Raw genomic sequence first — 19,371 nt, forward strand, 5'->3', positions numbered from 1 at the left:
CCGTTTCCGTCGCTCGATTTCATCTTTTTCCTTACACCCCGGTCAAATTCAGTAGCCCCAATCCACTTGTCCTACCAACCCGGGATAACGCGTCCACGTCGAACACCAACAGCCATGTTGCTGTCCCGCCACGCCCTGACACGTTTCGATTTTCTGCCTCGAAACCTGCCGACGACGGAATTTGTTAACGACACGCGTTATAACCGCGAACCCTCAAGGTGTTCGCACGTGCAAAAATATAAGGAAACTGGTCATGATGAAGGCAATACTGCCTGCAGCGATGCTTTCGATCCTCACATTAACGTCAGCCAACGCAGCTGCTCCCCAGTCGCTGGCTCCACACACGACGCCAGCCCTGGCACAAGACGTCTCCTCAACAGTGCTGAATAAGGTCCAGTACAAGGAGAGGAAGCACTATCACGGAAAACGTCACAAGAAGGGGCATCATCGCTACAAGGCAGGCTCCCGCCATCGCCACGCACCAAAGCACTGGCACCGCCACAAGAAGCGCCCCCACGATTGGCATCGTCGCGGTTGCATCATCGTTGGACCGGTTTGGTTCTGCCCATAACGAACTAAATAAATAGCGGAATCGCGGTGTAGAGGTTTCTGCACCGCGATTTTTTAGTTCACGGGCGAGCCTCGATCACCATATTGAACGGCGTCGCTACGGCTCGGCGCACACGTGAGAACCCACCCTGCTTCAAGACCTCAACCAGCCGCTTTTCACCAGCTTGAGCTCCAAGTGCCATCCCAACCTCCTGCTTCAAGGATGAAGGGACGCACACGCTGGTTGAGAACGCGTAGTAAACCCTTCCAACCGGATTGAGATTGTCCTCCAGTCGATCTCCAGCAAGCGGCTCGACAATCATCAAGGTCCCATCATCGGCGAGCGTGGACCGGATATGCCGGGCAGCCCCCACCGGGTCGCCCATATCGTGTAACGCATCGAAGATTGTCACGAGCTCATAACCTTCCCCCGTGAAATCCTGCGCCTTCGCCACTTCGAACTTCACATTGGAAATGCCCATGGATTTGCTGCGTGCGATATCGATGGAAGGCGCGTGAAAGTCGAACCCGGTGAACGTGGATTGAGGAAAGGCTTCCGCCATGATCATCGTGGACGCGCCATGTCCGCAGCCGACATCAGCAACCTTCCCACCCCGCTCAAGTTTCTCGACAACCCCATCGAGCGCCGGCAACCATTCACTGACGAGATGTGCTTTGTAGCCCGGACGGAAAAATCGTTCGGTGCCGCAAAACAGACAACTACAGTGGTCTCCCCAGCCGACACCTTCACCGGATTTGAAAGCGTCGTTGAGGCGGGGCTCGTCCGCAAAAATCGCAGCAAGGGAATAAAAACCTCCCGTCATATTGACTGGGCTCTCTTCGTCAGCGAGCACCGCTGCCTGTTCGGGAGAAAGTGCAAATGTGGCCGCTGCCGGATCGTAAGTAACAAATCCGGACGCAGCCTGCGCAGAAAGCCACTCACGCACATACCGTTCACGCGTTTGCGTGTGGCGCGCAAGATCTGTGGGCGTGAGGGGCCCATGCGCCTCCAAGGCGCGGTAAAGGCCAAGCTTATCACCGAGGAGAACAAGCGCTGCATTCGCAGCCGCCCCCAGCTCGTTCACCATCGTACCGAGTAATGCTTCGAGTTTTTCTGAGTTAAGTGTCATCCGAGTGCCTTTCGCAATGAAAGCTGCTCTCGGCACAAAAGCCCTCGCTCACCGCGCGGGACCTGCACCGCAGAAGCAACGGGGTCGAGTTATTTGCGACGGCATGGACACTTGGCTGTCCCGTCAGGAACAAAGCGTTGAAAACGGGTCAATCGCCGTAATTCTCAAAGAAGGCGAGCCTACCGGGAACAGTCACCGGCGCAAATCGTTGCGTAATAGCGATCATTCCAACGCAAAGATTGTATCACCCTTGGTCGCCAAGTCTGAATTTTTCAAAGATCGGCGCCTCAGGCACGCAGCATTGAGCTTGACGTCTCCAAGGGCGCGTACTGATAATACCTTCAGTCCGGCCAGACGCAGGCCCCACGATGGAGCTGCAGATGATTGGTTCAAGTTACTCGGGCGGCTATAATTTGGCCGCGGTACGAAGCGATGTCGCCGCCAATTGGGGATGGTACCTTGCTCTTGGCATCATAAGTCTGATTGCAGGCATCCTGGCCATCGCGTTTCCCTTGATTGCATCGATCGCCGTTAAGATTCTGATTGGCTGGCTTCTCATCCTCATCGGCATCAGCCAGATCTTACAGGCCTTTCAAACCCAACGATGGCGTGGCGCCATCGTCGACTTTCTCTTAGGTGCGCTCTTGTTCGCAGCTGGCTGCGTACTCGCATTCCTTCCGCTCACAGGCCTCATTACGCTGACCCTTTTTCTTGCGATCGTCTTCATCGTGCAGGGCATATTTCAGATCGCAATTTCTCTGCAACTACGCCCCATAGACGGATGGGGATGGCTGATGTTCGGAGGAATCATTGCTCTCGGAGTCGGCGTGCTTCTAGCTCTCGAGCTCCCATCCAGCGCCAGCTGGGCGCTCGGACTACTCGCAGGCGTGAACATGATCGCATCCGGGATCAGCTATATCGCGCTGGCACTAACCGCTAAGCGCCTCGCGGACTCTGGTCGCTGACAGCGGGAGAGAGCGCTAGGTGATCGCTCGGGTCGGCTCGGAACTGACAAATACAAAAAGACGTTGGAACCAACCGAGTTGGACGCATTCAACCATGTCTTTCAGGAGGAGTAGCCCATGCGACGTGAGTTTATCACACTTGCAGCATTGATCCTATTAAGCGCACCAGCCAATGCCCAATCAGGTGCTACCGCCAAACTGGCAACCCAAGACGGCAAAGAGGTCGGCACGGTCACATTGAAGGAAACTGCTAAGCAGGGTGTATTGCTTAATATGAAGCTGAACGGCGTCCCAGCAGGCGAACACGCTATTCATATCCATGAGACCGGCAAATGCGAGGGCGATTTCAAAAGTGCGGGAGGGCACTTCAACCCCGATGGACATAAGCACGGCGTCCTCGCAGAAGGTGGCCACCATGCTGGCGATTTGCCAAACATCCATGTTCCTGCCAGTGGCAATCTCCAGATTGAAATCCTGGCTCCAAAAGTGACCTTGGCAAAAGGAACGAAGAACAGCCTCTTTGATGATGATGGTTCAGCGATTGTCATTCACCAGGGCGTAGATGATTACTCGTCTCAACCCGCGGGCGATGCCGGAGGGCGGATGGTTTGCGGCGTTATCGTCGCCGCACAATAACAACGGAACGCGCGACAAGCCGCTATCGCGGGATACCGGGATCTCCACCTCCCTCCCGCAAAGTCGGACGCGCGCCCGCCGAAGAAGAGATCTCATCAAGCGTTACAGAACCTTGAGTGAGCCAAGCTGGATCGAACCAGCGATCAGCCGGCCCATCATATGGGAGCCTTGTCACGTCCCAATGCCGGATGTAGGGCGCATAAGCGTCCCACACCGGTGGACCGCCGCCGATAAACACAACGCGACCCGCAAACTGGGCGAGCGTTTCGGTTGGTATCATCGAAGATCGCAGAACTGCGATAGTCCTGTCACGAAAAGCAAACTCAGGAACAGATGCGATAGTACGCGGCCCAGCCAGCAATACATGCCCACGCGTCATCTCGAAAAACCGCTCAACATCATCACGGTAGGCCTGCCCCTTGCAGCCCTCCCACGGCATCCGGCCCTCAAGCCCGAGCTGACCGCGCTGCCCAATAGCACACATAGCCCTGACATCGACCTGCTCTAGACTCATGGGATCATTCTCCAGCCGCGCTAGTCAGCCATCAACAAGATTGTAATCCTCCTACTCAGCCGCAGGAACCACTGAAAGGTGCTCTCTTTTTTGCGACCTGAGACGGCGCTCGGTATCGAGCATGTAATCCCGCGTCAGAGGCAAAGCGTCGAGCCGTTTCACAAGCTGCAGCTGAAAGACCATGAGGTTCTGATAGCGGAAAGCCGCTTCAGACCCAGCGAGATAGAACTCCCACATTCTGCAAAACTTCTCGCCCTTCAGATCGACAGCTTTCTGCCAATTGCGAACAAAACGCTCCCGCCAGTTGCGCAGGGTCTTCGCATAGTGAAGGCGCCAGACTTCGACATCACTGACGAACAAACCAGCCCGCTCGACACTCGGTAACACCTCACTCAGAGCCGGAATGTAACCACCAGGAAAAATGTAGCGCCTGATAAACGGGTTTGCGATCCCGGGACCGTCAAAGCGGCCAATCGAGTGGACCACCGCCACCCCATCTTCCGAAAGCAACTCTGCAATCTTCGCGAAATAGTCGCTGTAGTGGTTAACACCAACGTGCTCGAACATCCCCACTGAGACTATCCGGTCAAACGCCCCGGCAAGCTTCCGATAGTCCTCAAGCTGGAAGACTACTGAGCCATCGAGCCCTTCATCCATAGCTCGTCTTTGGCTGTACCCTAGTTGCTCCGGGCTGAGCGTAATACCGGTAACGCTGACGTCGGCGAGCTTCGCAAGGTAGAGGCCCAAACCACCCCACCCCGATCCGATATCGAGGATCTTTTGCCCATCCTCAATAGCCAGCTTGACCGCTAGATGACGCTTCTTCGCCAGCTGCGCCTCTTCTAGGTCAACGTGATCCGACGTGAAGTACCCGCAAGAGTACTGGCGATCAGAATCAAGAAACAGATCGTAGATCCGCCCATCAATATCGTAGTGGTGTCGAACATTGCGGGACGAGCCACCGATAGAGTTGAGTTGTTGGGCCCTGCGCAGCATCCAGCGCATACGTTCAAGCGCACGCATCCAAAGGGTAGGTTCTACCTCTCTCACATTATCCATAAGGAGAATGATAAGATCGTAGATGGTTCCCTGCTCTACGGTTAGCCCACCATCCATGTAGGCTTCACCGATCGCCAATGTAGGGTCTGCCGAGATTTTGAACTCTGTCGCAAGATCGGTGGTCCGGCAAGTAACCTGCTTTCCCGTACCATCGCCAAAAACACTTTCATGGCCGGTATGGTCTACGAAACGTAGGGCGCCATGGCGAACGGCATAACCGAACAGCTTCATCATAGGAGACGGCATACGAGTTCTCCTCGACCGGAAGATGCAACGAACAAAGAATGATTGGGGCGATCAACTGTTTCCCGCGCAAACAACCCGGGCACACCCCAATATTCTGCACACCTTCAAATCAGCACCACACATATCTCGACTTTTGCAATAATGGGTTGATATGAAAAAGGTTTCAAATCACCGAAGAAGTCGCAATGCATAATTTTCACCGCAACCTTTGAAAAAGCAAGACCGGGAAAATCCTCCTTTCCAAAAAGTTGTCACTCAGATCCGCACGACGTAACAAGGCCGACGATCCTTACCAGGATGTTTGCGACCAAATACCAAAAATCAAGCATTTCCATAGGCCATGCTCTTCACGAACACGTGCCAGAAATCACGTGTCCTCACGGTAGCTTCGCCCGATAACCCTCACAGCCCCCACAACAGACGGAACAAACCAATCCCCCGTCCCATTGACTATGAGTGGCACGATGTAAGGAGGCTAGCTATGGCGAGATGCGAAGTTTGCGGCAACGACTACGATAAATCGTTCGAAGTCCTAATGAACGGCGATCGCCACACGTTCGATAGTTTCGAATGTGCTGTTCATGCCCTTGCCCCCACCTGCAAACACTGTGGGTGCAGGATTATGGGGCACGGCTTGGAAGACGAGGGCACTTACTATTGTTGTCGCGCGTGCGCAATGCAGGAGGGCGTTCCCGGTTTCCAGGATCGATTATAGATTTCATAGGACACGCGATCATGGAACCACGTGCGGCTTGTGCGCTCGCCAAAACAATTTTGAGGAATCGCAACAGGCAAGCGCACAAAAATTAATCTCTCAGGAGTCCATCGCGATTACATCGTGGCATAGGCGAGAATAATTAACGTCAGGAGAATCAAACCTGCGGCAGTTGCTATGCCTTTTACAAAAGATCGATACGTTCGAACGTGATCTGCATAATCGGATTCTGTAAATGTTTCTGTAGTTTGAGCTGTCATATGAACCCCCTTTGCTGAAAAAAACAACTGGGCACTTCATAAACGCGTCGCACACCTCACGAGTTCCAATACCCTAGATCAATAAACTAAAAAAATATAGGAACTTATTGATTGCGATTGAAGTTATGGTAATCCCAAGGAGTGTGGCAAGTTTACTTCGAAAACAATGGAATTTTTCCCGTCATATATCGGCGTTCTATATACCGCGATAGATCGACGGCATTCCACAGCATATTCAGCTAGATCGCACTCACATCGATCCTAGTGTAAGCGTGCCCACCAAGATAATTCGCTCTTTGATCCTTAGCGCACAAAACGCTGATCGCAGGGCACACATCTTCGGCGCCCCCCAAGCCCCCGAGTAGGCGCCGATAGACCGCGTGGATGTTCCCTCACCACGCGGCAAATCCCGCCCGGGCCTAAAGTTCGGCGCGGACGCAGCATCCCCCCAGCTGCGTGAGTCCGGCGTATTCGCAAACAGCGGATACGCCGGGCCTTCAAATCACTAATTTATATCAAGCCGATCCTGATCCGAACCGGAGCATACGGGGCGTGTTAAGGAACTATACGAGCTTAACTGCGTTGCACTGCACAAATTAAAATTGAATAATGCAGGCCTAATCAGACCAAAAGTTCACATCAGACACAGGACCGACGATCTCGTCGGAGACAGTAATTGTGAGCCGTCTCGTCGTTGCATCCAATCGGGTTGCCGATTTGAGCGTCGCCAAACAAAGCGGCGGATTAGCAGTCGCCGTAGGAGAGGCCCTACGCCAACGCGGAGGTGTTTGGTTCGGCTGGAGTGGAGACGTCGTTGAAGATGGCGAACCTGACGTGCCCACAACGACCAGTCTGGACAATGTCACGACAGTCACCGTCCCACTCTCACGAAGCGAATTCGAAAACTACTATCACGGCTTCGCAAACCGAACGCTCTGGCCGGTCTGTCACTACAGGTTGGACCTCGCGGAGTTCTCCAACGAGTTTCTCGAGTCATACCGGCATACCAACGCCCGGTTTGCCGCCGAAATCGAGAAGTTATTGCTCCCTGACGACATCCTCTGGATTCACGATTTTCACCTGATACCACTCGGCAGCGAACTGCGAAAACGCGGCGTGACACAGCGCATTGGCTTTTTCCTCCACATCCCCTTTCCACCCATCGAGATTCTCACGGCCACGCCAGAACATGAATGGCTGATCGACTCGATCTTTGCCTATGATCTCGTTGGCTTCCAAACGCAGACGGATCTCAATAATTTCAAACGCTATCTGCTGCAGCTCGGGAACACGACGTTCCTGCCACTGGACCGATTGATATGCGGGGATCGGGAGCTCACTGCAGGTGTATTCCCGGTCGGCATAGACGCGGACCACTTCGCCGAGGTTGCACACTCCCCGCAATCGGATCGCATCGTTGAGTCAATGAAGGTCCGCGATCCGGGGCTCGCCCTCATCATCGGAGTCGATCGCCTAGACTATTCCAAGGGGTTGCCCGAACGCGTCCGTGCATTTGAACGGCTCCTGGAGTTGCATCCTGAATGGCGGAATGCGGCGTCATTGATGCAGGTCGCCCAGCCGACGCGCGAGGATGTCGACGCTTATGTGGACATCCGAGAAGAACTCGAACGTCTGACAGGAGCAATCAACGGCCGCTATGGAAACTTCGACTGGACGCCCGTTCGCTACATCAACCGATCAGTGGAACGCGACCGTCTCGCTGCGATTTTCCGTGCAAGTCGCATTGGTTTGGTAACCCCTGTCCGGGATGGCATGAACCTCGTCGCCAAGGAATATGTAGTCGCGCAGGATCCGGACGATCCTGGTGTGCTCGTACTATCTAAATTCGCGGGTGCCGCTGAAACACTCACCGAGGCACTGATCGTCAATCCCTTCGACACCGACGAAGTGGCCGAAGCTCTGCACGCCGCGCTCATTATGCATCAAAGCGAGCGCAAACACCGCAATTACGCATTGCGCACAAAGATCAACAACTTCGATGTCTTCAAGTGGCAAAAGGATTTCTTGACTGCCCTCGAACATAGCCGCACGAGCTACTTGATCCCGGAACGAACCGCCTAGGCGATCCTCTAGGGGCGACGCCCGGTTGCAAAGGTAAGACCATAGAGGGCCGGCTCCGGGAGCAGGATCAGACTGGTTCCCACATTTCCCATGCGCGCCGTCATTGCTCCCTTGCTTTCGAAGGTCGCACGAAAAGCGCCAATATCCGCAACGTCGCTCCACGCGCGCGCGACGCTGCCGCAAAAGAATACGCCGCCCCACGAGGCCGTCGCCAGAACGAGATCGCCGCTGACACGTGCGAGAACCCGCGTGAAAATCTCAAGTGCTTCAGCAGAAACCGTGTCTATCCCGGCCCCTCTGAAGATCGCTGCATCCTCCGGAACAGAGTGATCCTCCTCGACCGTTCCGCTCAGCTCCTTATGAAGACGGCGAATTCCACGACCGGAAAGCAAGTCCTCAACCGATCCGATGGAACCAAGCAGCTTCTCCTCGTCTGCCGTTGTTGCAGCATAAGAAATGTGTCCCGCTTCGCTCGGCACGCAAAGCCAGGCGCCGCCGATGGGCACGGCCGCCGCCGCTCCCAAACCTGTTCCAACGTTAACGGCCAGCCGCGTCGCCTTGGCATCCAGATCGGGCGGAGGCCCACCAAGCTTGCGGACGTCATCAGAAGTGAGATGAGGCAAGGCGAGTGCAACAGCTTCAAGATCGTTGAAGAGCATCACGGGCCTATCGCCCAACACACTTGCAACGTCACTAGCTGCAATACGCCATGGCGCGTTTGTCAGGACAACTTCATCCCGGTTAACCGGGCCCGCCGCGGAAATAGATCCGCCCGTGCATTGGCCGCAATCAACGCCCTCGAGATAGGCCTGGAGTGCTGAGTGGAAAGTCGGAAAATCGCTTACGTTCAGCTTCTTGACGTGCTGCAGGTCGCCGGGCCCTGCAGACCGCGCAAAGCGTGCATTGGTACCACCGACATCTGCAATCAGCTTCCAGCGTTTCACTTGGCTGACCCTCTACTGTCGTGGCCATTACACGGAAAGGCCAGAGCGTCCACTCACCTTCCCGAATACCGGCGCGTTTTCAATCGCTAAACGGCAGCCTCCCATGGGCGCGACAAGCGCACGGCACCATTTATGATCCCGACCATAGAGTACGTCTGCGGAAAGTTGCCCCACGGCGCACCGGTTTTGTAATCCGTATCTTCCGACATTAGGCCGAGAGACGTACGCGCCGCCAACAACGCCGTGAACAGCTCCCGCGCCTCATCCTTCCGTCCCATGCGTGCAAGAGTATCAATCCGCCAAAAGGCGCAGACGTTAAAGGCCGTTTCAGGGGCGCCAAAATCATCAGCCTCCTCGTAACGCATCATGAAGGGGCCACGCCCCAACACCTTTTCCATCTCCTGGATGGTCGAGACAAAACGGGGATCCAAGGGATCGATGATACCGACCTCACCCATCAGGAGAACCCCTGCATCCAGGTACTCCCCTTCAAAGCTCTCGACAAACGCCTGCCGTTTCCCAGACCAGGCACGCTCGAGAATGACCTGGCGAATGCGTGCTGCTCGCTCGGCCCAAAAACGCGCCCGATCAGTAAGGCCCATGTACAAAGCAATCTTTCCGAGACGGTCACAGGCCGCCCAGCACATGACGCTCGATGACGTGTGAACGCGTGCACGCGAGCGCAACTCCCACATGCCCGCATCTGGCTGATCGTGAAGCTCGTAGGCCTTCTCACCGACCCGTTCGAGCCGCTCAAAATCCTCATACCCAGCGCGCATAAAAAGCCGCGTGTCAAAGAAAGCTTGCGACGCACCCAGAACGAGATTGCCGTAAGTATCGTGCTGGAAATGTTCGTAGGCCTGATTGCCGATCCGCACGGGACCGATCCCCTTGAACCCATCAAGCGTGTCGACAACACGCTCGGTCAGCCGGTCCTCTAACCCGATACCGTAGACGGGTTGAATGTGTCCCCCGTTGGCATTGGAGACGACATTCATGATCCAACCGAAGTAGTTTTCCATGGTACGCACAGCCGAGAGGCTATTGAGCGCACGCACCACGAAAAAGGCGTCACGAATCCAACAGAACCGATAGTCCCAGTTGCGCTGCGTTCCCGGCGCCTCCGGAATACTTGTCGTCATGGCAGCAACAATCGCGCCGGTTGGCTCGTAGCTACATAGCTTCAACGTTATCGCCGCGCGCACGACGGCATCTTGCCAATCGAGCGGAACAGCGAGCCTATGTGTCCAGTTGCGCCAGTAGTCATGCGTCCGAGTCTCGAACATCTGCGCAGTTTCACTGGCACCGTCGCTCAGCGTCTCGTCCGGCCCGAGGATCAGGTTCAACGGCCCGTCCAGATTAAAGGCCGTTTCCGAACGCACGTAGTCGACTGGAGCATCCGTTGTGAGCCGCAACGTCGTTTCAGGACCAACGTACCGAACATGGTTCGATCCGAATGTAATAGTCGGTGTCGTCCCGCCATAGTTGAACTGTGGCCGTACTTTAATGCGAACACGCGGCGTGCCGGACAATGGACGAACTCGGCGCACCAGCATCTGCGGGCGAAACGCTCTATCTCGCCACTTAAACCGCGGCGCAAAGTCCAAAACTTCGATACTGCCCGAAGCCCCATTGAGAACTGTTCTTAGAATGGCAGTGTTGGGTAAATAGGCCTGCTCGCTACTAACGAAATCGACGACTTCGATCGCAAACATGCCCTGCCCGGATGGATTGCCGTCACCCGCCAGCAATGAATGAAACACCGGGTCACCATCAAACCGCGGCAAACAGCACCATACGATCGAAGCTTTTTTATCAATGAGAGCCCCGATACTGCAGTTTCCGATCAGGCCCAGATCAAGACCGTTCACGACCCTTCCCCTTCGAGGTGCTGCGCATAATCAACCAGCCAAGCGACGAACGCAGCGGTCGTGGGCGCCCGATAGGACGCCGCTGTGAGACCGTCACCAACCTTGATCGAGATCCCGCCAGCCGCATTGACGGCGTCAAACGCATCTTCATCCGTAACATCGTCGCCCGCAAACAGTGGCACGCGTCCTAAGAACGGAGTCTCGCGCATAAAGGCTGTAACAGCGGCTCCTTTATTCGCATCCTTCGGACGGGCTTCGACCACCATCTTGCCGCGGCTCACGCGAAAACCGCCTGCTCCATCGACAATCCGTTCCATGGTCGCAATGCACACGTCCTCAAGCTCCGGTCTTGCCCGAAAATGTAGAGCCACACTTCCGGCCTTCTCTTCCAGGAGCAGCCCTTCGTTTTCACTGCAAAGCAGCCGAAGGCCGTCTTTCAATTTGTCGAGCAGATCCCCGTCCAGCTGAGGCATTTGAACCCTGCCCACTGCATCCCGGCGCGTGAAGCCATGCACCCCAGCTATCGGAAACCGCAACGGCGCAACGAACGCATCAATGGTCGCAATATCGCGCCCGGTGACAATAGCGAGCGCCCCGTCTACATGCCGCGCAACCGTTGCCAGAGCATCCCGCGTCGCTTCCGTAAGCGCTACAGCATCCGGCCGGGCAACAATATCGACCAGAGTGCCATCGAAATCCAAAAACAATGCCGTACGGCGCGCGTGAGGATAAGGAGGTAGGGCCATGAATGCGGCTAAGTTCCGATGATCAGATCATGAAAGGAATGGGCGAGAAGCAGGCCACGACACCTGCCGGTTGCATCACCCTACTATCGCGCCAAACACAAATACGCCACCCCACCCGCCTCTCGGACTATTAAGCTTGGCATGGAGGGGAGGTACGATGGAAGAACACGAAAGTGGAGCTTCAACGGGCAGCCCACTAAGCAGCCCCTCTGCTGTATCTCAGGTCACCCGATCCAACGATCAGCCGGCCAACTTTTGCAGATGCACAGCAGTCTGTGTCCACCGTGCACGCGAGAATGCGACCCTTCGGTCACAGCAATCTCTGCGCCCGATCGGTTGGAGGGGCAGCAGCAGTGCCCCGCAAATTCTTGTGCTGGCAAAAAAAGACGGGCGGACGCCCATTTAAGGCGGCCACCCGTACATAGGGGAGGAAGTTGCAACCAGCCTGTCGTCCACTCTCAAAAGACGAAAAGGAGGTGTCAATGTGGTATGCCATATACCAACATGTGCGCCGCGTCTACCTCTGCACTAGAGCTATTCGATCACAGAATCGTTCCTATTCATTTCGCATTGCAAAATTGCATGGGTCCCATGCATTTAAGGAGCATCTCAACCTCCGCGAAAGCCTTCCACCTCGGTCAATGAACCTAAAGCGAGCCCCCCATGCTGATCAAAGCGGAAGCCTCCTGTCTCATTGTCATCGATATGCAGGAGCGTCTCGTCCCAGCAATGCAAGCCCCAGCTCGTACGCTTAAAAACACGCGGCTTCTTCTCACAACGGCTCGACGCCTCGACATCCCGGTTCTGATCACGGAGCAATACCCGAAAGGCCTGGGCCACACGGTCCGTGAGATTGCGGATGTTTCGCAAGGACTGCCTGTCCTCGAGAAAGTTCATTTCTCCTGTCTCGAAGACCCGAGATTTGCCGACGCCTTTCGGGAGTTAGGTCGTCCGCAAGCGGTTATCGCCGGCATGGAGGCACATATCTGCGTCATGCAGACGGCCGCCCAGTTGATGGAAGAAGGCTATGAGGTTTTCGTCGTGACCGACGCGACCTCTTCGCGCTCTCTAGCGAGTGAACAGGCATGCCTCGACCGGTTGCAGGCGAGTGGCGCAGGCATCGTCACGACGGAAATGGTCATATTCGAGTGGCTGGGACGCGCCGATACTCCAGCGTTTAAGGAGCTATTGCCCCTTATAAAATGACCGCGACGCGCCACATGCGATTATCCAGCACTCGCGAAAGTAACTAATCGTCATTCGCCGCCGAGTGCCCCGGCAAACGTCCGACAACGGAGACGCCACCCAAACGTCGTCCCTCATTGTCGGAGGCATCCAACGTCCCTGTAGGGACTTCCATCTTCGAAGTCTCGGGACGACCGCGAAGAGAAGTTCTGTCGGCCCCAGCCGGGTCGGCAAAATAAATAATCGCAACGAGTGCCGCCGCCGCAAAACCAAAAATTGTCGTCGTCATTGTCGTTCTCCAACCGCCTGAGGGGTGTCGGCGTTCGATATGCCGATCTAGGGGTTGGAGAATGCCTGAGTATAAGTCGGCAGGCTGTTCCCTACGGTACATGGGTCAAACCTCCCTCCAACTACCGGCGTGCGGAGCGACGCGAAACCTCGGCTTTGGAAACTTCACCAGCTGCGACGAGAGCATTGACGCACCCCCGCGACAAACGCGGTCCAGCATCGCGCATACACTGGCGAAGAGAGCTGCTTCCGACTGAATGGGCACTGCAATAAGAGAGATAATCACCGATGCAGGCCCGCTTGACGCTCAAGCTGACCGCACCTGCCTGAGAAACTGAAAACACCAGAGTGCTGGCGAAAACGACTGCCGAGACAGCGCGGCGAAAGTTTGTAGAAATCTTAGCCATCGTTCATATCCCTTGATCATGAGCCGCACCTCGGTGCCGGCATGTCGTTTGCGATGGCCTGACTATGCGTGCTCCGCCAACGGAACGCTGTTCCGGGCGTGACACCTGTCCAAATCTTTGTGAAAGCGTTTGCCGCCCTGCTTCAACGAGGCGGAAGGCGAACCGAATAAAACGATCTCAGGTCGCGGAGGGGCGACGTTCACCTGCTTGCGCCAACGGATCAGCACGTCGCTGATCAGTCGCCTCGCGCTGCTCGCGTTGTATCATCCGCCGCGTTCTAAGAACGCCGCGGTGACCGAACAGAAAGGCCAGTATAAAAACTGCTGACTGCGTAAGGACGATACAGGGCCCTGTCGCTCCGTCGATATGGAAACTAATGAGCGTACCCGTAATGCACGACCCGATGGCCACAACCGCGGCGACAACAAGCATGCGTGCAAAGCTGGTCGTCAGCAGGAACGCGATGGCGCCAGGCGCCACCAGCATCGCCACGACGAGAATGATACCAACCGCTTTAAGCGAGGTCACAATGGTCAGAGCCAGGAGGACCAGAAGCCCGTAGTGGATGACGCGCACCGGCAGACCGATAGCGCGCGCATGCTGAGGATCAAAACAATAAAGCAGCAGATCACGCCATTTCAGCGCCACGACGAGAAACGTGCCGCCTGCAATGACCGCTATCTCGATCAGGTCCGAAACGCTGACACCAAGCAGATTGCCAAATAGAATATGATCCAGATGCTGGTCCGTATGGATCTTCGTGAACAGCACGAGCCCAAACCCGAACATCCCGGAAAACACGATCCCCATCACCGTGTCTTCCTTCACGCGGCTGTTCTCTTTGAGGTAGCCGGTCAACCCGGCACATGTCAGCCCGGCAACGAACGCCCCGAACGACAAAGGCAAACCTGCGACATAGGCGAGAACGATGCCGGGCAGCACGGCATGCGAAATGGCATCGCCCATCAAGGACCATCCCTTGAGCACAAGGTAGCACGACAGCACGGAGCAAACCGCGCCGATCAGCACAGAGGCCACAAGCGCCCTTTGCATGAACCCGAAACTCAAAGGCACGGTGATGAAGTCAAACCATTCGGTCATGGCTTCACCTCAACCGCGCCGCTGATACGTCGCCGTGACGCCAGCACACCATGCTTCGGCGCCAAATAGAAGGTCGCCAGGAACAACAGCGTCTGCAAGGTGACGATCACCCCTCCAGTCGCACCATCGAGGAAATAGCTGAGGTAGGCCCCAACAAAACTCGTCGTGACACCGATCGCGACGCTCAACATCAAAAGCCGTTCGAACCTGTCACACAGCAGGTAGGCAGTGGCACCCGGTGTCACCACCATCGCGATGACAAGGCAGGATCCAACCGTTTGGAGCGCTGCAACGGTACATGCCGAGAGCAGCGTGAAGAAGACAATCTTGAGAACGCGCGGCTGCAGCCCCACCGTCCGTGCATGGGCTTCATCGAAAAAGACCACCATCAGGTCTTTCCATTTGAGGAGCAGCACTGCCGCCGAGACGAGCGAAATGATAACGACCTGCAGCGCATCCTCGTCGGAAATACCGAGGATATTGCCCAGCACGATCGTCTGGACATTGACCGAGGTCGGATAAAGCGAAACCAGCAACAAACCTGCAGCGAAGAACGTCGTGAAGACGAGGCCGATGGTCGCGTCTTCACGCAATTGCGTATGCTGCCGCACGAACGCCATACCTGCAGAAGCGAGAAAGCCTGCAATGAAGGCACCCGCCGCATACGGCCATTGCATCAGATAGGCCGCTGCGACACCTGGCACGATGGAATGGGCCAGGGCGTCCCCCATCAGCGACCATCCCTTCAACATCAGATACGCGGACAGAAACGCGCAGACACCACCCACGAGCGCGCTGACCCACATAGCCTTGACCATATAATCGTAGCTGAATGGAACCAGCAGCTCAGTGATCATGACGGCTCACCATCTTCACTGCGCCGCAGCGGGCCTTGATCCGGCCGCTTCTGTCCATAAAAGACCAGCGGCCGCTCATCATCCGTCAGCACCGTCACGCTGCGCGTGTCATCGTCTTCATGCAGAGCCGTCCCCGCCAGCTGGAAGTGCCTGAGCACGCCGCCGAAGGCACGCTCAAGATTGGCCTGCGTAAACACACGCGCCGTCGGGCCTGCCGCAAGAATCGTTCGATTAATAAGAACCACCTGATCGCAGAAGTCGGGCACACTGCCGAGATTGTGCGTCGAGACCAGCATCACGTGCCCCTGGTCGCGCAGCTCTTTCATCAATCCAATGATCTCGGTTTCGGTTTTGACATCGACGCCGGTGAACGGCTCGTCCAACAGAATGATACGCCCTTCCTGCGCCAGAGCCCGGGCAAGAAACACGCGCTTTTTCTGGCCACCGGAGAGCTCCCCGATTTGGCGTTTCCGGAAAGCGCCCATACCGACGCGCTCCAGAGCCTCCTCCACCTTCGCGTGATCCATCTTCGAAGGAAGACGCAAAAAGCCCATGTGGCCGTACCGGCCCATCATCACGACGTCTTCGACGAGCACGGGAAAGTTCCAGTCGACTTCCTCGCTCTGCGGCACATAGGCGACGAAATTGGCGCGCAGTGCCTCCTGCATCGGAAGCCCGCAGATTCGAACCGCTCCTTGACGCGGCGTCACAAATCCCATGATCGCCTTGAACAAGGTGGATTTGCCACTGCCGTTCACCCCGACCAGCGCACAGATCGTGCCGGCACGCAGCTCAAAGGACGCGTCCTGCACGGCCGTCGTCCCATTGGGATAGGTTACTGTTACGTCGCGAACCGACAAGGATGTCGCCCGAGGGGACGCGGGCGACGTCCGCTCGCCCTCTCGGTTCTGTCGGCTGTCACGGGCAACATCCATCACTGGCCAAATCCTTTTGCGATTGTATCGACCGTCACCTCAAGCAGCTTCAGATAGGATGGCACCGGTCCGTCTGCGGCGCTCAGAGAGTCAACGTAGAGAATGCCGCCATACGCAGCCCCGGTTTCCTTCGCGACCTGGCGAGCCGGCCGGTCAGAGACCGTGCTCTCGCTAAACACAACCGGAACCTCGTGCTTTCTAACAAGGTCGATCACCTTGCGAACCTGCTGCGGCGTGCCTTGCTGGTCGGCATTGATTGGCCACAAGTAGAGTTCCTTGAACCCGTAATCATGCGCCAGATAGCTGAAGGCGCCCTCCGACGTAACGAGCCAACGCTTGGCTTCCGGAATGCCCGCGAGCCGTTTCCGCAAAGGCGCGTCGAGCGCTTTGATTTTCTCTGCATAGTCCGCCGCATTGCGGTCGTAGGTTTCCGCGTTGGCCGGATCGAGTTTGACCAAGGCTGCTCGGATGTTCTCGACATAGATCAGCGCGTTTCTGGGTGACATCCAGGCGTGCGGATTGGGCTTTCCTGTGTAAGGCCCATCGTTGATCCCAATCGGCTTTATGCCGTCGCTAATTGTCAGGCTCGGCACGTTGGACAAGTTCTGAAAGAACTGCTCGAACCAGCGCTCCAGATTGAACCCGTTCCAAACCACCAGATCCGCGGATTGCGCTTTCACGATATCGCCCGGTGTGGGCTGATAGCCGTGAATTTCCGCACCCGGCTTGGTGATGGAAACGACATCCGCCGCATCTCCCGCGACATTGGCTACGATATCTTCAATCACCGTGAACGTTGTAACGATCTTAAGACGCTTACCTGGCGTCGCCGCTGCGAGCGGTGTCGCGGCCACCACGACCATCAGCGCACAAAGCAGCAAGCCGCGCATTTGATTGAACGTTCGTCCCGTGCACGTCACTGGCCGCCATCTCCCTCTATCCGCCACAGCATACATACTGAAACCATTAGCATTAGAACTGATAGTTAGTTTGTGCTAAACTTGTTGTCAATTGCGAACAGAGGTAGACAATAGGCGAGACGAGACTCGGGAGCCTGACATGACTGCTGACAAGGAAACCGTGGCCAAACTCCGGGCCGAGCGTTTCCAGCGCGTGCGCGACGCGCATCAGATGGAGTTGGCGGAAGATTACGTTGAGTTGATCGCGGAACTGATCGACCGGACCGGAGAAGCGCGCGTCGTCGACCTCGCCAGCTATCTGGGCGTCACCAATGCCACCGTCAACAACACCATCGCGCGCCTGCAGCGCGCGGGCTTCGTCACATCCAAACCCTACCGCTCCATCTTTCTGACGGAGGAAGGTCAGGCACTCGCTGAAACCTCACGTGAGCGCCACGAGCTCGTCGTCCACTTCCTGATGGCGCTCGGAGTTGACGAATTCACCGCCGAGGCCGACGCCGAAGGCATCGAGCACCACGTGAGCGAGAAAACACTGCAAGCCTTCCGGAAATTCATGGCGAAGAAGAAGGGGTAAGCCTCGCGGCACGGGATGGCTCTCAGTCCACATGTGCCACGCTGCTAGCGATGCCATTCGCCACCGCTTCCATTAAATCATGCGCAAGCTACGCGGCTGGGCAGACTATCTGGTAAAGCAGTGTCCCCAACCCGGGCGGGCACTCCTGCCACCAGAGAGCTATGACCAAACCTCCCCACATCTACGATGCGATCATCCTCGGCGCCGGTGGCGCCGGACTGATGTGTGCGGCCATCGCGGGGCAGCGGGGCCGCCGCGTCCTCTTGCTCGACCACGCCGACCAGCCGGGCAAAAAGATCCTGATCTCCGGCGGTGGACGATGCAATTTCACAAATCTGCACACCACGCCCAGCTGCTATCTGTCCGCCAATCCGCATTTCGCGAAGTCCGCGCTTGGCCGCTACCAGCCGCAGGAGTTCATTGCACTCGTCAATCGCCACGGCATCGCGTGGCACGAGAAGACGCTCGGCCAACTGTTCTGCGATGGCTCCGCGAAACAGATCGTCGCGATGCTCCTCGACGAATGCGCGAAGGGGGACGTAACCCTCCGATTAAGCCAGACGATCCGCGACGTCCGTCACGCGGACGGGCACTTCCACATCAAAACCGACGAGCAGATCGCGGCGGCCCCTGCCTTGGTCATCGCCACAGGCGGACCGTCAATTCCCAAAATGGGCGCAACGGGGTTTGCCTACGACCTCGCCCGTCAGTTTGGCCTCAAGATCGTCCAGCCCAAACCCGCCCTCGTCCCGTTGACGTTGCCCGCCGAAGAAAAGCTCTTCAGCACCTTGAGCGGCGTGTCTGCCGATGTCGTGGCGCGCTGCGGCAGGACGGCGTTTCGCGAAGCCTGTCTGTTCACGCACAAGGGCCTGTCCGGCCCCGCCATTCTCCAGATCTCGTCGTACTGGACACACGAGCAACCGATCGCGATCAACTTCCTGCCAGAAAGCCCAGCCGACTGGCTCGTGAGCTTTAAGCGGCACAAGCCGCGCGTCTCGCTGCGCACAGCGTTGGCCAGCGTACTCCCCGACCGGCTGGCAGCGGTATTGGCGGACCGGCTCGCCCTGCCTGGCGAGTTGGCCAACTGCACCGATCGCGCGTTGCGTGGTGTGGAGCAACAGCTTGCGGCGTGGCCCTTCCAGCCCAACGGCACCGAGGGCTTTGCCAAAGCGGAAGTGACGGCGGGAGGGATAAGCACGGCCGCGTTGTCGTCCCGCACCATGGAGGCAAAAGAGGTGCCGGGGCTCTACGCCATCGGCGAAGCCGTCGACGTCACCGGCTGGCTCGGCGGCTACAATTTCCAATGGGCCTGGGCCAGCGGCTACGCAGCTGGGGAGGTTTTGTGAGGGGGCAACAGGACGATCCCTCGCTTCCAGGTCCCGCGATC

Annotated in this window: 20 protein-coding genes; 9 read left to right on the top strand and 11 right to left on the bottom strand. The window is 56.8% G+C overall.

Annotated elements, in window-relative coordinates; genetic code table 11:
• The first annotated feature begins 253 nt into the window (after positions 1 to 253).
• Positions 254 to 571: a hypothetical protein gene (locus tag K5845_RS03890; protein ID WP_052743610.1), complete on the top strand. Its 318-nt coding sequence runs from the start codon at positions 254 to 256 to the stop codon at positions 569 to 571.
• 58 nt (positions 572 to 629) lie between these two features.
• Here the strand turns inward: K5845_RS03890 and K5845_RS03895 are convergent, their stop codons facing one another.
• Positions 630 to 1,679 carry a methyltransferase domain-containing protein gene (locus K5845_RS03895; RefSeq protein ID WP_046476056.1) on the bottom strand — a complete coding sequence of 350 codons (1,050 nt, stop codon included), beginning with the start codon at positions 1,677 to 1,679 and terminating at the stop codon, positions 630 to 632.
• Between the two features lie 380 nt (positions 1,680 to 2,059).
• Here K5845_RS03895 and K5845_RS03900 point away from each other — a divergent pair, with 380 nt between their 5' ends.
• Complete coding sequence (locus K5845_RS03900; RefSeq protein WP_160298674.1) at positions 2,060 to 2,644, top strand: HdeD family acid-resistance protein; 585 nt, start codon at positions 2,060 to 2,062, stop codon at positions 2,642 to 2,644.
• A gap of 117 nt (positions 2,645 to 2,761) precedes the next feature.
• Positions 2,762 to 3,280 (top strand): superoxide dismutase family protein, encoded by a 519-nt coding sequence (locus K5845_RS03905; protein WP_287958437.1) that lies wholly within the window; start codon positions 2,762 to 2,764, stop codon positions 3,278 to 3,280.
• Positions 3,281 to 3,302: 22 nt separating this feature from the next.
• On the opposite strand, the gene K5845_RS03910 is transcribed toward K5845_RS03905, so the two are convergent.
• Positions 3,303 to 3,794 (bottom strand): dihydrofolate reductase family protein, encoded by a 492-nt coding sequence (locus K5845_RS03910; RefSeq protein ID WP_046476046.1) that lies wholly within the window; start codon positions 3,792 to 3,794, stop codon positions 3,303 to 3,305.
• 51 nt (positions 3,795 to 3,845) lie between these two features.
• The gene (locus K5845_RS03915) at positions 3,846 to 5,099 is read right to left on the bottom strand and encodes a cyclopropane fatty acid synthase (RefSeq protein ID WP_046476041.1); all 1,254 of its coding nucleotides are present in this window, start codon (positions 5,097 to 5,099) and stop codon (positions 3,846 to 3,848) included.
• A 481-nt stretch (positions 5,100 to 5,580) separates the two neighbouring features.
• On the opposite strand from K5845_RS03915, the gene K5845_RS21265 reads away from it, so the two are divergent.
• Positions 5,581 to 5,814 (top strand): metallothionein, encoded by a 234-nt coding sequence (locus tag K5845_RS21265; RefSeq protein ID WP_076605268.1) that lies wholly within the window; start codon positions 5,581 to 5,583, stop codon positions 5,812 to 5,814.
• Positions 5,815 to 6,752: 938 nt separating this feature from the next.
• Entirely contained in the window at positions 6,753 to 8,156 is a 1,404-nt protein-coding gene (locus K5845_RS03920) for an alpha,alpha-trehalose-phosphate synthase (UDP-forming) (protein WP_090227506.1), read from the top strand.
• An 8-nt stretch (positions 8,157 to 8,164) separates the two neighbouring features.
• Here the strand turns inward: K5845_RS03920 and K5845_RS03925 are convergent, their stop codons facing one another.
• The 3 genes from K5845_RS03925 to otsB all read right to left on the bottom strand — a co-directional run bounded on the left by K5845_RS03925 (position 8,165) and on the right by otsB (position 11,717).
• Positions 8,165 to 9,100 carry a glucokinase gene (locus tag K5845_RS03925; protein WP_090227509.1) on the bottom strand — a complete coding sequence of 312 codons (936 nt, stop codon included), beginning with the start codon at positions 9,098 to 9,100 and terminating at the stop codon, positions 8,165 to 8,167.
• A gap of 86 nt (positions 9,101 to 9,186) precedes the next feature.
• Positions 9,187 to 10,971 carry a glycoside hydrolase family 15 protein gene (locus K5845_RS03930; RefSeq protein ID WP_090227512.1) on the bottom strand — a complete coding sequence of 595 codons (1,785 nt, stop codon included), beginning with the start codon at positions 10,969 to 10,971 and terminating at the stop codon, positions 9,187 to 9,189.
• Entirely contained in the window at positions 10,968 to 11,717 is a 750-nt protein-coding gene (gene otsB, locus K5845_RS03935; RefSeq protein WP_287958438.1) for a trehalose-phosphatase, read from the bottom strand. Before otsB ends, K5845_RS03930 begins: the two co-directional genes overlap by 4 nt.
• Positions 11,718 to 11,719: 2 nt before the next feature.
• Here otsB and K5845_RS03940 point away from each other — a divergent pair, with 2 nt between their 5' ends.
• Together K5845_RS03940 and K5845_RS03945 are read left to right on the top strand one after the other, a co-directional pair.
• Positions 11,720 to 11,851: a hypothetical protein gene (locus K5845_RS03940; protein WP_280140618.1), complete on the top strand. Its 132-nt coding sequence runs from the start codon at positions 11,720 to 11,722 to the stop codon at positions 11,849 to 11,851.
• A gap of 529 nt (positions 11,852 to 12,380) precedes the next feature.
• The gene (locus tag K5845_RS03945) at positions 12,381 to 12,923 is read left to right on the top strand and encodes a hydrolase (protein ID WP_046476017.1); all 543 of its coding nucleotides are present in this window, start codon (positions 12,381 to 12,383) and stop codon (positions 12,921 to 12,923) included.
• 43 nt (positions 12,924 to 12,966) lie between these two features.
• Here K5845_RS03945 and K5845_RS03950 read toward each other — a convergent pair whose 3' ends face one another.
• From K5845_RS03950 to K5845_RS03970, 5 genes are all read right to left on the bottom strand, one after another.
• Positions 12,967 to 13,191 carry a hypothetical protein gene (locus tag K5845_RS03950; protein WP_046476012.1) on the bottom strand — a complete coding sequence of 75 codons (225 nt, stop codon included), beginning with the start codon at positions 13,189 to 13,191 and terminating at the stop codon, positions 12,967 to 12,969.
• 583 nt (positions 13,192 to 13,774) lie between these two features.
• Complete coding sequence (locus K5845_RS03955; RefSeq protein WP_082100962.1) at positions 13,775 to 14,698, bottom strand: metal ABC transporter permease; 924 nt, start codon at positions 14,696 to 14,698, stop codon at positions 13,775 to 13,777.
• Positions 14,695 to 15,555 (bottom strand): metal ABC transporter permease, encoded by an 861-nt coding sequence (locus tag K5845_RS03960; RefSeq protein ID WP_046476003.1) that lies wholly within the window; start codon positions 15,553 to 15,555, stop codon positions 14,695 to 14,697. The genes K5845_RS03955 and K5845_RS03960 overlap by 4 nt, the downstream gene beginning before the upstream one ends.
• Positions 15,552 to 16,490 (bottom strand): manganese/iron ABC transporter ATP-binding protein, encoded by a 939-nt coding sequence (locus K5845_RS03965; RefSeq protein WP_046476000.1) that lies wholly within the window; start codon positions 16,488 to 16,490, stop codon positions 15,552 to 15,554. Before K5845_RS03965 ends, K5845_RS03960 begins: the two co-directional genes overlap by 4 nt.
• The gene (locus tag K5845_RS03970) at positions 16,490 to 17,380 is read right to left on the bottom strand and encodes a metal ABC transporter substrate-binding protein (RefSeq protein WP_502814121.1); all 891 of its coding nucleotides are present in this window, start codon (positions 17,378 to 17,380) and stop codon (positions 16,490 to 16,492) included. The genes K5845_RS03965 and K5845_RS03970 overlap by 1 nt, the downstream gene beginning before the upstream one ends.
• A gap of 169 nt (positions 17,381 to 17,549) precedes the next feature.
• Here K5845_RS03970 and mntR point away from each other — a divergent pair, with 169 nt between their 5' ends.
• Positions 17,550 to 17,984 (top strand): manganese-binding transcriptional regulator MntR, encoded by a 435-nt coding sequence (gene mntR / locus K5845_RS03975; protein ID WP_287958439.1) that lies wholly within the window; start codon positions 17,550 to 17,552, stop codon positions 17,982 to 17,984.
• Between the two features lie 161 nt (positions 17,985 to 18,145).
• Positions 18,146 to 19,330, top strand: coding sequence for a BaiN/RdsA family NAD(P)/FAD-dependent oxidoreductase (locus tag K5845_RS03980; protein WP_287958440.1), 1,185 nt, complete (start codon positions 18,146 to 18,148; stop codon positions 19,328 to 19,330).
• Positions 19,331 to 19,371 lie beyond the last annotated feature (41 nt).

The sequence above is a fragment of the Filomicrobium sp. genome, from assembly GCF_025698805.1.
GTDB lineage: Bacteria > Pseudomonadota > Alphaproteobacteria > Rhizobiales > Hyphomicrobiaceae > Filomicrobium > Filomicrobium insigne.